Source organism: Burkholderia sp. AU18528 (assembly GCF_002223215.2).
Taxonomy (GTDB): domain Bacteria; phylum Pseudomonadota; class Gammaproteobacteria; order Burkholderiales; family Burkholderiaceae; genus Burkholderia; species Burkholderia semiarida.
The window spans coordinates 1,004,740-1,017,974 of sequence record NZ_NKFC02000005.1 but is presented as its reverse complement, the minus strand read 5'-3'; the positions used below and the strand labels follow the sequence as shown (position 1 = coordinate 1,017,974).

At 66.9% G+C, this 13,235-nt stretch carries 8 protein-coding genes; 7 read left to right on the top strand and 1 reads right to left on the bottom strand.

What is annotated here, in order from left to right; genetic code table 11:
* Window positions 1–43: 43 nt before the first annotated feature.
* Window positions 44–3,109 (bottom strand): autotransporter outer membrane beta-barrel domain-containing protein, encoded by a 3,066-nt coding sequence (locus CFB52_RS16415; RefSeq protein ID WP_257220322.1) that lies wholly within the window; start codon window positions 3,107–3,109, stop codon window positions 44–46.
* 405 nt (window positions 3,110–3,514) lie between these two features.
* Between CFB52_RS16415 and CFB52_RS34240 the strand changes: the two genes are divergently transcribed.
* The 7 genes from CFB52_RS34240 (at window position 3,515) to CFB52_RS16380 (ending at window position 13,124) form a co-directional block, all read left to right on the top strand.
* Entirely contained in the window at window positions 3,515–5,404 is a 1,890-nt protein-coding gene (locus CFB52_RS34240; protein WP_144029743.1) for a hypothetical protein, read from the top strand.
* A 443-nt stretch (window positions 5,405–5,847) separates the two neighbouring features.
* A complete protein-coding gene (locus CFB52_RS16405; RefSeq protein WP_089465238.1) occupies window positions 5,848–6,396 on the top strand; it encodes a fimbrial protein in 549 nt (182 codons plus the stop codon).
* A 91-nt stretch (window positions 6,397–6,487) separates the two neighbouring features.
* Window positions 6,488–7,219, top strand: a complete 732-nt coding sequence (locus tag CFB52_RS16400; RefSeq protein WP_089465305.1) for a fimbria/pilus periplasmic chaperone — start codon at window positions 6,488–6,490, stop codon at window positions 7,217–7,219.
* Window positions 7,220–7,255: 36 nt separating this feature from the next.
* Window positions 7,256–10,117 carry a fimbria/pilus outer membrane usher protein gene (locus CFB52_RS16395; RefSeq protein WP_099316925.1) on the top strand — a complete coding sequence of 954 codons (2,862 nt, stop codon included), beginning with the start codon at window positions 7,256–7,258 and terminating at the stop codon, window positions 10,115–10,117.
* Between the two features lie 40 nt (window positions 10,118–10,157).
* Window positions 10,158–10,721, top strand: a complete 564-nt coding sequence (locus tag CFB52_RS16390) for a fimbrial protein (protein ID WP_099316981.1) — start codon at window positions 10,158–10,160, stop codon at window positions 10,719–10,721.
* A 34-nt stretch (window positions 10,722–10,755) separates the two neighbouring features.
* Window positions 10,756–11,460 (top strand): DotU family type IV/VI secretion system protein, encoded by a 705-nt coding sequence (locus tag CFB52_RS16385; protein WP_099316924.1) that lies wholly within the window; start codon window positions 10,756–10,758, stop codon window positions 11,458–11,460.
* The gene (locus tag CFB52_RS16380; RefSeq protein ID WP_099316923.1) at window positions 11,457–13,124 is read left to right on the top strand and encodes an OmpA family protein; all 1,668 of its coding nucleotides are present in this window, start codon (window positions 11,457–11,459) and stop codon (window positions 13,122–13,124) included. The genes CFB52_RS16385 and CFB52_RS16380 overlap by 4 nt, the downstream gene beginning before the upstream one ends.
* Window positions 13,125–13,235 lie beyond the last annotated feature (111 nt).

Genomic DNA, 13,235 nt, shown 5'->3' with positions numbered 1-13,235 from the left:
CGGCGGGCGCGCGAATTCCGCCGCTCGTCGGCCGCCGCGGCCGTCACCAGCGATATTTCGCCGAAAGCTGCCCGGTTACCACCGAGTAGTCGGACAGATTGCCTTCGACGCCAAGGCTCGCCGATATCGAGAATTGGCGGCTCACCTGCCCGGTGGCGCCGAACCTGACCGCGACGCGGTCGCGCGGCACGTCGAACGAGAAGGCGTTGCGGTCGAGCGTCAGCGTACGTGAGCCGGGACCGTGCCACCAGTTCGCTTCGACGAACGGCCGAAGTTCACGCCCGTTCGGCATCGCGGTCACGCCGTGTACGCGCACGCCGAGCCGGGTCAGCACGTCGGTTGCACCCTGCCCGTCGAGACGGCCGCCGGCCGTGCCGTGCGCCTCCGCGCGGTAGTCCGACACGACGAGCTGCGCTTCGGGCTCGACGAAGAACCGCGTGTCGCCGCGCTCGTAGAATCCGAACGAATAGCCGGTCTCGATCGAACCCGTCACGGTGCGTGAGCGATACGAATCGGCCGCGAGGCTGCCCCCGACGCTGTTCGCGTAGGCGCCGTACATGAACCACGCATCGACGTAAGGGCCGGTCAGGATGTCGCGGCTGCCGTACCACGTGCCGTACACGCCCGCGTTGTAGCCCGATACGCTGCCGCGCGCGGTGGCGTTCATCACGCGATGCTCGATCGCATTCCACAGCGGGCGCGTCGACCAGCTGGTCTGACTCCCGTACATGCCCATCGCGCCGATTCGGAAGCTGCCGCCGCGACCATCGTCGAAGCGGAGCAGATCGGCGCCCGCGTGAATCAGGCGACCGTTACCCGACACGCTGCGGCCATTGCCCGACATCGACGTCGTATTGCCCTCGGCGCGCAGCCACACGGCTCCGTCGAGCGGGCCGGCGGCCTCCGTGCGCAATGAGCGATCGTTGCGCTGATGCAGCGTATGGACTGCCATCGTCGATGCCGCATCCGCGTTCGCCAGATAGGCGTCCGGCTCCGGGGCGGTCGTGCGCGCAGGCGGCGTGGTTTCGGGTTCGATCGGCGGATCCGGGTTCACCGGGCCGGGCGGCAGCGGTGGTACGGGCCGTACGGGCGGTTCGGGCTTTGCCGCGGACACGAGATACCAGTCGTTGTCCCGCCCGCCGTCGCCGCCGCCGCCGCGCTTCAGCATGTAGTCATAGCCACCCGCGGACAACGTGCCGAATCCTTGCCGGTAGCCGTCGGAACTCGCGTCGAGCGTGAATGCCGACACGTCCGTCGTACCGCCGTTGCGCGTTTCGACGATCGGGATGCCGACGGTCGTCGGCGCACCGTTGCCGCCGGCGCGCTTGACGACGACCCCGGTGTCGCCCGACGCATGGCCGCCGTCGATCACGAGCCGGTCTGTCGGCGATGCATCGTCCTGCAGCGTCGTATGGAGAACCAGCTTGCCGTTGCGCGCGGCGTAGTCGCCGGATACGACGAGCGTGCGCGGCGTCGCCGGCGCGCCGGCAGCCGGATCGGCGAACGCGATCGTCGAGTCGTTCAGCGCGACGGAGCCGACCGACGAGTTCGCGGTGACGGTCCAGCGGCTGTCCGTGTCGAGCGCCAGCGTGCGCACCGCGTTCGTCGCGCCGGTCCAGGCCGACGCATTGGACAGCGTGACGTCTGTTGTCGCATGCGTCGGGCTGCCGTCGGCGGCGGGGTGATTCACGATGTCGCCGTTGGCATGCGAGCCGGTGTCGAGCGTCAGCCGCACCGGCGCGTCGGGTTGCGCATGCACGGACAGCAACGTGCCGTTGCCGCCACCGGCGCGCGTGCCGTTGCGCAGCACGATGGTCGCGCCGGATGCATCGATTGCGCCGTGCCGCTCGCTGACGAGCGAACCGTCGTCGATGGTCAGTGCGCCGTCGTACACGCTTGCGGCATAGGCATCGTCGCCGCGCGCGCGCGCGGCGGTGCGCACGAGGTCGATCCGGCCGCCGGCGCTCGCATGAAGTGCGCTCGCGCCGGGCCCGCGCGTGTCGACGGTCATGTCGGTGAGGGCGACGACGGAGTCCGTGCCGCTCGACATCGCGCCGCGTGCACGCTCGCCGTCGGTTGCGATGCTGCCGCGCGTCATCGCGATCTTGCCGCCGAGCCGCGCGATCGCGCCGATCGAGCGGTCGCCGGTGGTCGTCACGTGCGTATCGGTTGCGTCGACGACCGGCGTGTCGGCGTACTCCTTCGACGCATACAGCCCGTGCGCGCTGGTGCCGTGCGTGACGACGCGCGTGCGTGCGAGTGCGACGTCGCCCGCGCGGGTATCGACGCCGACGGCGGCGTCGCCGCCCGTTTCCAGGTACGAGTCGTTGAATGCGACCGTCGACGCGCTCGGCAGGTACAACACGGACGCGTAGTCGCCGTCCGTCCGGATATCGGTGCGATCCAGCGTGGCGTGCGCGCCGTCGTAACTGATGGACAGGCCGGTCGCGATCAGGCCGCTGGTTCTGATCAACGTATCGGCGACGTTGACGGTGCCGCCCGGCGCGCCATTCACCGCGATGCCGGAGCCTTCCTTGCCGCGCGTGACGATCACGCTGTCCGAGATGCGGAGCTGGCCGTTCGCGCCGTTGACGTACGCACCGTGCGCGAAATCGCCGTCGGTGTCGATCGACGAGCGTTGCGCGGACGCGCTGGCGCCCTGACGGACGTCGATGCCGATGCTGTTGCGGCCGCGCGTACGGATTTCGGTATCGCGCAGTTCCATGCTCGAACCGGCGCCCGATGCGGCGGCACCGGCCGCGACGTGGCCCGTCGAGAACGCGCGGGTTTTGCCGGCGGTCGTCAGGCGGCCGCCGTTGATCGCGGACAGGACGGACTGGCCGATTTGGGATGTCGAATAGTCGCCCGGCGCGACTTCGAGCTCGATGCCGTTGGCCTGTTGCGGGCCGCCGGTGACTTGCGCGGCGGACGGCCACGGTATCACGGCGCCGGCAATCAGTGCGGAATGCGCGAGATGGCGGCCGGTGCGTGCTCGGGAAAATGGAAAACGACGGTGGTTCACCCGTGTACCTCCTTGTTGCGACGGGCGAAAAGTAACTTTCCAGCGCGAGTTTGGAAATTGGACGAGTTCGAATCTTGCGGAATCCATGAGCAACGGCCCGGCAGTTGCATGAAGACGGTCACGAACCGGCGGCGGCATTTGCGCCGAATTGGTTCAAGCAGACGAGTCGCACGATCGCAATGGCCGGATGCGGCACGTTCGATCGGAACCCGACGCGCATTGCACCGAATGCCCGGGCGGCGAATCGCCGACCGCAGCCGGCCCGCGTTCGCTTGCAGGCATGAGCGGCAGCGCCTTTCGACGGTTGATCCGACGCATGCGATCAGGGTGGGGCGGGGCGCTTTGTGTCGATAAATCAGACGTGTCTGCGTGTCTCGGTATTGATTTCAAATATCTGTCCCATTGTTGATGCCGGTGCCCTTGGCTAGATTTGCGGCTTACCTCGAATGGACAAGGGCGCACACCGGCGGGCATGGGGCGGCCGATACGAGCATGACGAACGGAACGAGCAGGAAAGGCCGGCGCGCGCGAGCCGCAGCGGTGGAATGGGCGAAGCGAAGCGCGGGCGGCACCGGTGTCATGACGGCTGCGCTGATGGCCACCGCGCCGTATCTCGGTTCGTGCGCACCGGACGACTCCGGAGCGGCACGGGCGCCGGCGTCCGAGGTGCCGCGCAGCGTGCCGGCGCCCGCGTCGTCGGTGGCACCGCCGGCGGGCGTGCGCGATGTCGACGAGCGGACCGATCCGCCTGTGCAGCCTCGCGTCGACGAAGACAAGGCCCCCCATCCCGTCCCGCCGCCATCCGCGTTTCCAGCGGCCCCGTTCGCGCCGGTGCGGCGGCCGGCCATCGCCGCCGGACTCGACGATCGTCTGCTCGGCGGCCCGCTCGCGGCCGACAGCCTGGCCGACCGGCCGCCGCTGCCGAATGGTCCGCTGCCGGACGAACGTTTCGATCTGTTCCGGCCGCATCGCGGCGGCCCCGTGCTCAGTTATACAGGCGCGGCCGAGCCGTTGCGCGCGCGGATGCTCGACGGTGAGCGTCTGGCCCGCGTCGCGTCCCCTGACCTGCCCCCATTGCCCGGCGTCGCCGTCGAACTGGCCGGCGCGACGGATTCCCCGTTCTATGCCGATCAGGTGGCCGACGCGCTCGCGCGCTACGCCGCGGCGGGCGGCGCGGCGGTGCACGGCGAAGCCGGGGCGGTCCGCGCGGCGAGCGCGGACCGCGGCGACGCATCGGGGCGCGGCCTGGCCGGAGAACCGTTTTACGCGGATCAGATCGCGTATGCGCGGACACACCCGTTGCCCGGCGGCGCGCCAGCGCTCGCGGCCGACGCGAGCGAAGGCGTCGCGTCACTCGTTTCGCGATTCCCGTTCGATCTGTCGGGTCCGACGCGTGCCGCGCCGCCCAGTATCGCGTTGTCCACGCTGGGCGGCGAGGTGGCCTATCACGCGTTGTCCGAGCGACGTGCGGCGTCCGTCGAGCCGCGGTCGCTGACCGGCTTGCTCGATACGTTGAAGCCGGTTTTGGCCGCGTTGCCCAAGCCGGCGACGGGAGCGGTCTCGACGATCGCGCACGGCGGCGCCGAGCCTGCCGAAGCACGGATCGGTGACGCAGCCTTCGCATCGCCCTTATCGCCTGCGGTGCGCGTGGCCGGATCGGCGCGGCCGCTCGACGGCCAACGGGCCGCGATGCTGGCGACGCCGGCGAGTCTTCCCGAGCTTGCGGCACGGGTCGCGAGCATCGCCGGGCAGCGTCAGACACTGCCGGAGCTTGGCGCGCGCCCGCAGGGCGGCACCGCGTTCGCTTCTCAAGCGTGGCGCGTGACGACGCGCGTCTCCACGAGGGCGGTGCTCGGCGCGGGTGCCGGAGAACGAAGCCAGCCCGGTCGCGGCGCGCGCGGCGCGAAAAACGGACATGCTTCCGAAGGGCTCCCGACGATCGTTGCCGATACACGGAATGTGTTGGCGTACGCGTCGCGCGCACCCGAGCGGCCGGCCGTCATCGACGGTTTGCCGAGCGCGGTGGAGATGGCCGCGGCGCTGGTCCGGCCCGAAACGAGCGGGCGCGTGTCCAAGGGGGCGCGAGCGTCGTCGCGGATCGCGCGCGGCACGGCGCATGCCGATGCGGCGCGGGACACCGGCTGGCGCACCGCGGCCATGAAGACCGAGGGTGACCAGCGGTACGGGCGTTTTCGCCGAGGCGATCCGCTCTACGACAACGTCATGGCGTCGGTGGCCACCGCGCGGCATCGCAGCGTCGCGATCGACATGCCGCCGCAGCGCCCATACCGCGACGTCACGACGAGCGTGATCCTGGCGTCGAGCGGGCCGTCCGTCGATGCCGAACAACAGCGCGCGGTGACGATCGGCCACGTGTATTGACGCGGGCCGCGCCATCGGGGCCGCGCTATCGGATGCGAGTGTGTCGGTCGAACCCGGACGATCGACCGGCGGCACGGCGGCAATGGCACAGGAATCCGCAGCGTCGCTTCCCGCTGCGGATCGAGCACGCCCCGTTGGCCGCACGACCGGATTTGCGTTTCGGCGGCGCCCTGATGCATGCGCCGCCGATAGCGATCGCGCTCGGCCATCGAGAGGCGGTCATCGATTTCCTGACAAATTACACAATTCACTCGGTCTTTTACGAGAGTCCGGCCCGGATTCCTTTGAGGTTTGAACTCGTCCTATATCCCCGATATTCGGGGATTGATAAGATTTTTCGCGGGTTCGATTGCGCGAGATAACCGTGGTGCAGATGGGCGGCATGACGCCTCGTGAACCCGGTCGACCTGTTTGGCGTATTTCTATTTAAGTAGGAGTGTTAAATGAAGAAGAAGGTATTGGGTGCTTCCGCTGCGATGCTGCTGGGTGTGCTGGCTGCATCGCCGGCGTTCGCGCAGGCCGTGACGCAAGGCAAGGTGACGTTCGACGGCGAACTGACCGCGAGCACGTGCTCGATCAAGGCCGGGGACGAAGACAGGAAGGTGCTGCTGCCGAAGATTTCGACGGTGACGCTGGCGAAGAAGGGCGACACGGCTGGCTCGACTTCGTTCGATATCACCGCGGAGAAGTGCGCTGCTGACGTGAGCAAGGTCGCCGCTCACTTCGAGATGACCAACATGGATCCGGCTACCGGCTTCCTGAAGAACCTGCTGACGGATCCACAGACCGCGGCGACGAATGTCGTCGTCCAGTTGGTGAACGCAGACGGTACGGGGATTCGGGCCGGCACGACGGGCGCGTACTTCGACGTGACGGGCACGGGCGACACGCGCGGCGCGACGATGCTCTACGGCGGTCAGTACTACGCGACCGGCGCCACCACGGCGGGTAAGGTGAACACCTTCGCTCGCTTCACGCTCGCCTATCAGTGATCTCGAGTCGCAAGTAGCGCGCAAGCGGGCTCCGGAGATTTTGTCGTTCGGCCTCCGGAACTCGCTGCGGCGATGGATCAAGGAGGTATGCGTGCGGTTATGGAAATGGAAGGGCGTCGCGGCGGCTTTTGCGTTGGGCGCGATGGCGCTGTCGGCCCAGGCGGCGATCGTGATTACGGGTACGCGGGTCATTTACCCGGAGCAAAGTCGCGAAGTCAACGTCCGATTGAGCAACGTCGAGACGGCGCCCGTGCTGGTGCAGGCATGGATCGACGACGGGAATGCGGATGCCAATCCCGATCAGATCAAGGTGCCGTTCGTGTTGACGCCGCCGGTGTTCCGCGTCGAGCCGAAAAAGGGGCAGACGTTGCGCATCATGTATACGGGTGCGAATCTGCCGGCGGATCGCGAGTCGGTGTTCTGGCTCAACGTGCAGGAGATTCCGCCGCAGCCCGCCAACGCGGAAGAAACGAATCTGCTGCAACTGGCATTTCGCACTCGCATCAAGCTGTTTTTTCGGCCGGCCGCGCTTCAGGACGGCCCTTCGGGTCAATTGCTGACGTGGAAGGTCGCGCATGACGACAAGGGGCGGAGCATCCTGCGCGTCGACAATCCGTCGCCCTATTACGTGTCGTTCGGCCGTGTGGCGCTGAAGGCCGGCGACAAGGAAATCCAGTTTGACCCGGCTATGGTTCCACCGTTCGACCATGTGTCGCTCACCCAATCGCAGGGGGCGCATCGTACGTTCGAGCGAGGCACGGTGTCGTACAAACTGCTCAACGATTACGGCGCGGAGGTGGCGGGTTCGGCCACCGTCGAATAACCAGCCGACTGTTCCGGAAACGATGAGGATCGAAGAGTGGTTCAAGCAGCACGAAATATCGCGCTTGGCGGTAGCCATGATGTCGATCTGAGCGTCTTCCGCCGCCGGCGGGTCGCTTTGGCAGTCGGTTTGGCGTTCGGCATCGGTTTTCCCGGTGATGACGCTGGCGCGGCGGAACCCGGTGGGTCTGACATCGGGCCGCAAGCGGGGGGCGAGCCGGTAATGATCGTGGCGTCCCGCGCGACGACCGAGCCTGGGATGCAGATGGCGTCCCGCGCGACGACCGAGCCTGGGATGCAGATGGCGTCCCGCGGGACGACCGAGCCGGTGATGCAGATGGCGTCCCGCGCGCCGACTGAGCCGGTGATGCAGGTGGCGTCTCGCGCGCCGACGGAGCTGGCGGCGGTTGCATTCAACCCGCGACTGTTCGCCGGCGGTGGCGTCGATCTGTCTCGTTTCGCGAAGGGCAATCCGGTCGAGCCGGGCAATTATGCTGTCGACGTGACGGTCAACGGCAAAGGGCGTGGACGTCACGACGTACCGTTCCTCGCGGTGCCCGGCAGCGACGTTGCCGCGCCGTGCTTCACGCCTGCGATGCTGGAGCAATTCGGTGTCGACGGCGACAAGCTCGCGAACCGGCTTCGGCGATTGAAGCAGGACGACGATGGCGCTCCCGCCACGCCCGAATCGGCGCCCGACGCCTGCCTGGCACTTCGCGACACGATACCCGATGCGACCTATACCTTCGACAGCGCGGATCTGAAGCTCGATCTGACGATCCCGCAAACCGCGATGAGCAGGACGGCCCAAGGCTACGTCGATCCTTCGCGCTGGGACGAAGGGATCAACGTCGGGCTGCTGCAGTACAACGTCAACGGATATACGAGCGAGAGCAACTTTTTCGGGCACAACTTCAGCAGCTTGTATACCGGCCTGCAATCGGGCGTGAATATCGGGCCGTGGCGCCTTCGTCATCGCTCGACGCTGAACTGGGCTAGCCGCAGTGCCGGCGTATCGTGGCGCAGCCTCGAAACCTTCGTTCAGCGTGACATCACGCCATTGCGCAGCCAGATCGTGCTCGGCGACAGTTTCACGAGCGGCGAGGTTTTCGATTCGTTCGGCGTGCGCGGCGTCCAGTTGTCGAGCGACGACCGAATGCTGCCGAATTCGCTGCAGGCTTATGCGCCGACCGTCCGCGGTGTGGCGGACACCAACGCGCGCGTGGTCGTGCGGCAGGGCGGCAACACGGTGTATGAAGAGACCGTGTCGCCGGGGCCATTCGAGTTCAACGATCTGCCGGCCACCGGCTACGGCGGGGATCTCGACGTGACGGTCACCGAAGCCGACGGGCGCGTGCGGCGCTTCTCGGTGCCGTTTGCCGCCGTTCCGCAACTGTTGCGGCCAGGTCGGCACCGTTTCAACGTGACGGTCGGCCAGTATCGGGACAACGCGGTCGATACGAAGCCGTGGGTTGCCCAACTGGTTTATCAGCGAGGCATCACGAATCTCGTGACCGGCTATGCCGGCGTACTGTCGTCGGCCGGCTATGGTTCGGGCCTGCTCGGCATGGCGCTCAATACGTCGGTCGGTGCGTTCGCGTTCGACGTCACGTCCGCACACGCGAGCGTGCCGGGCCGGCGCACGTACCACGGCCTCAGCTCGCGCGTCACGTACAGCAAGATGCTGGTGCCGACCGGAACCAATTTCTCGGTGGCCGCGTACCGCTATTCGACGTCGAACTTCTTCAGTCTGCAGGACGCGGTGAACGCACGAAAAGATTGGAACGGATCGATTGGTCAGTACAACTACCGGGCCAGGACGCGGCTGCAACTGAACGTCAACCAGCGCCTGGGGGATCGCAGTGCAATCTACGTCACCGGCAGTTCGCAAGACTATTGGGGCGGCGAGAGGGGGCGCGATCTGCAGTATCAGGTTGGCTTCAACAGCACGTTCCGGCAAGTGTCATATGCGGTGTATGCGCAGCGTGCCCGCAACGGCGACAACCGGACGGTCACCCAGGTCGGGATCAACCTGACTATCCCACTCGGCAAGCAGTCGTACACGAAGAGCAGTCTCTTCAATTCGTTGACCACCTCGGCCTCGCGAGATTCGAGCGGCAACAGCGCCATTCAGATGGATATGTCCGGCAGCAAGGGAACCGTTGCACCGTTCAGCTACGGGGTTACCGCATCGCGCGTTGCCGGCGGCGATACCAATGCGCTGTCGTCGTTCGGCGGATACGGTACCTATCGGTCGCCTGTCGGCACCTACAGCGCGAACGCATCGCTCAGCAATCGGATGCGTCAGGCGTCTATCGGCGCAAACGGCGCGATGATCGTCCATCGAGGCGGCGTCACGCTCAGTCCGCCGCTCGGTCAGGCAGCTGCGCTGATCGAGGCGAAGGGTGCAACCGGCGGGCAGATCGTCAACGGGCAAGGCGCGTCGATCGATCGTTTCGGCTACGCGGTGATTCCATCGCTGACGCCGTATCGCGTCAACACGGTCGAGATCGACCCGTCCAGATTGCCCGACGACGTCGAACTCGGGAACACGAGCGAGGAGGTGGTGCCGCGCTACAACTCGGTCGTCTTCGTGAAGATGAGTACGGTGCGGGGCCGCCCGGTGTTCGCGACGATGGAGCGGCAGGATGGTTCGCCGCTGCCGATGGGCACTCAATTGTTCGATGCGTCCGGCAAATCGATCGGCGGCGTCGGTCAGGGCGGCATGGCATTCCTGCGCGGGCTGGAAGGCTCTGGCGAGCTGACCGCGAAGTGGGGAATCAGCGCTGCCGATCGGTGCAGCTTGCCTTATGCGGTACCGGCCGCAACGGCGAATGCGGGGAAGGTCAGGATGGCGACGCGTGTGCGCTTGCGTTGCGAGCCGGCGGCGATGCAATGACGCGCCCGTATCACGGTGAGGCACAGGAGTCATGGACAAAATGATACGCATGCATGCTTCGAAATGGATCCGTCGCGTTGCATCGGGCGCCACGGTCGCGATGGTCGCGGGGGCCGCGAGCACGGCCTGGGGGGCCGGTAATCCGACCGTCACGGTCAAGTTTCAGGGTTCGTACAACTCGGTGACGTGCACGATCGTAGGCGGTCAGGAAAATCAGACGATCAAGTTGCCACGGATCTCGACGTCGTCGCTGACGTCGTCGGGACAGACAGCGGGCTCCACGGCCTTCACCATTCCGTTGCGCTGCGACGGCAGCATCGATTCGGTCCGCATTTATTTTCAACGGGGCGCCACGACGAACGCGAACGGAAATCTCGACGTCGAGACGCCGAACGATCCTGCAAGCGCGAGAAATGTCCAGGTCCAGTTGATGAACGGCGACGGTTCGCCGATCCAGATCGGCAATGCGGCGACGATGCAGACGGTGAACGTCGATGAGTCGACTACGACGCTGGTGCCGTTCGGGGCGCAGTATTACGCGACCGGCGCGGCACGCGCCGGCACGGTTCGTACGTACGCGACTTTCGTGATTCAGATGCCGTGATGGTGTTCCATCGGCAGTTTTTCTTGATATTCGCATGACATTCGACAGTTCAGGCGCCGCGTTGCGCGCGTCGCTTCAAGAGACCCTACTGCACGTCGCGCTGCTTGCGCAGGGTGCGTCGATACCGGAGGTCCATGCGTGGCGAGCACGGTGCATCGGGCTCGTCGAGCGGCTCGAGCAGGCGATGCGCGACGACGGGCGAGCAGCCGACGTCATACGGGACGTCGGCATCGCGCAATGCATGCTGCTGGACGAGGCGACGCTGCGTCATCTGCCCGCTGGTACGCGCGACGAATGGCTGCGCGAGACGCTGCTGTTCCGATTTCATCGTGCGCACGGCGTTGCGTCGCGGTCTTCGGCGCAAGCCGGCGCATTGCCGGACGCACCCCGTTCGGAAGCGTCGCTGCTGAGTATGTATACGACGTTGCTTGGGCCTGGACCATCGCGTCAGGGAGACGCTGCTCGGGCGCGCCCGGATGCGGGGTGTCCCGTGACATTGCAGGCAGGCCCGCGGGCGGCCGACGTGGGGGATGAGCCGGCGCAGCGGTTGCCGTGGCCGGCGCGCGCCGTTGCGACTGTCGCGACACGCGCAGGTAAGCCGCTTCGGCCGATCTTGTTCGCAACGGTGGTACTGGCGGCCGTGTGGATCTTCTGCGACGTCTCGTTGCGTCGTGCGGTGGAGCGCTTGCCCGACTCGGGGCCGCGCGTGACGCAGAACAGCGACGGAGGGCGCCAATGAGCATGCGGTCAATCAGGGAGATCGGACTCGTCTGGATCGCAATGCCGATCGTGGTGTTCGGCGGTGCATGGGCACTCGCGGGGCTGCCGGATTGGCTGAGCGCGCTATGCATCGGATCGGCTGTCGCGCTCGCGGCGTGGTTTGTTACATGGTACGAGCGCCGGCGTCCGGCAGCGGCTCCCGCCGAATCCGCCGTGGAGGATATCGGCGGCACCGCGCGCGAACTCGACGTGATCGTCGTCGTCGGGCCCTACGCCGCCGCGCTGTTCCCGCGCGAGGGCGGCCGAGCCACGATCAGGCGCGACGATCGGGCAGTGTGGCTGCTGGCCGATACGCCAGCGCGGCTCAACGATGTGATGACGCAAGTCAAGGCGGCGCGAGGGCGTTTCCCGGACGCCGCGTTGCTGCCCGTGGTACCGGAGGGCGACGACGAAAGCGTGTTGCGCAGGGAGTTTGCGCAATGGCGGATTGCGCTGCAGGCAGCGTACTGCCATCCCGAATGCGTGCTGCCTTGTCATGTCGCGGTATACGCATGTCTGGGGCCGGGCGAGGGCGGCACGCCGCAAACGCGATGGTTTGGCGATTCGCTCGAGTTCGACGCGCCGCGCCTCAAGAACGCGATCGGCGTTTCAGACCGGTTGCCGGCGATCCGTAGCCAACTTGCCGAGTCGCGGCATGCCGATGCGGCGGGCCGGAGCGCTCTGGGGCTCGCGGTATTCGAATGGCTCGACGAGGCGGCGTTGCTGTCGTCGATTTCCGCGCTGTCGAATACCGTGCCGTTTGCGTTGCAGGGTGCGTCGCTGGCGGACATCGACCACACGCCCGTTCGGCCGGGCGCGTGGACGCGCTGGCTGATCGCGAAAACGGGCCTGCAGCCACGCGTGACGAAGCCGGTCGCGGGCCCGCTTCCGTTGCCGCGCATTCAGGCGTCGGCGTCCGTATCGGCGGGTACGGCCGGGCGACTGCCCGCGCCATCGCCGGTCGACCGGCGAGCATGGCCGCTTGCATCCCACGTGGCGCTGTCAAGCGCGACGGCCGTGACGCTGGCCGTGGTGATATCGGGTGCAGTGAATTATCGGCTCGTCGAGCGGATCGCGGGCGACCTGTCTACCTATTGGAGCACGCCGTCCGTTCGCATCACCGCATCGATCGACTCGTTCGAGCGGCTGCGCGCGGCGCGCGACGAGGTGGCGCGCAATTTGCGCGACGGCGCGCCGTTCGGCGCGGGATGGGGGCTATATCCGGGGCGTGCGCTGCTGCCTCGCGTCGACGTGGCGCTGGCGGCCTATCGGCCGCCGCTCACGACCGTGGAGATCGATAGCCTTTCGCTGTTTCCAAGCGGCAAGGCGACGTTTTCCCCCGCGCACGCGCATCGTGAACTCGCACATGTGCTTCGGTTGATCCGGGAGAATCCGGACCAGCGCGTGCTGATCGAAGGGCATGCGGACAGCGAGGGCTCATCCGACGCGAATCTTCGGCTATCCGAGGCGCGGGCGCGCGCGATTCGCGATTGGCTGGTCGTCGAAGGCGGATTGCCGGTCACGCGTTTCGCGATTCAGGGAATGGGCGACATCCGCCCGATCGCGGACAACGGGAGTGAAGCGGGCCGGGCACTGAACCGGCGCGTCGACATTTCGCTGATTCCGGACGGCCTGCGCCGCTGAGCGCGCGATGATGCGCTCGACACGGTAGCGCATCGCATCATTGCTGTGACGATCCATGCGGCCGGGGCGGTGCTCGCTCCGCCGCGTGGCAACGACTCGTCCAGGCGCGCC

Excerpts from the sequence above, each read along its gene's own strand:
- CFB52_RS34240 (WP_144029743.1), top strand. The coding sequence starts at position 3,515 with ATGACGAACGGAACGAGCAGGAAAGGCCGGCGCGCGCGAGCCGCAGCG.
- CFB52_RS16415 (WP_257220322.1), bottom strand. The coding sequence starts at position 3,109 with ATGGATTCCGCAAGATTCGAACTCGTCCAATTTCCAAACTCGCGCTGG.
- CFB52_RS16390 (WP_099316981.1), top strand. The coding sequence starts at position 10,158 with ATGATACGCATGCATGCTTCGAAATGGATCCGTCGCGTTGCATCGGGC.
- CFB52_RS16405 (WP_089465238.1), top strand. The coding sequence starts at position 5,848 with ATGAAGAAGAAGGTATTGGGTGCTTCCGCTGCGATGCTGCTGGGTGTG.
- CFB52_RS16385 (WP_099316924.1), top strand. The coding sequence starts at position 10,756 with ATGACATTCGACAGTTCAGGCGCCGCGTTGCGCGCGTCGCTTCAAGAG.
- CFB52_RS16380 (WP_099316923.1), top strand. The coding sequence starts at position 11,457 with ATGAGCATGCGGTCAATCAGGGAGATCGGACTCGTCTGGATCGCAATG.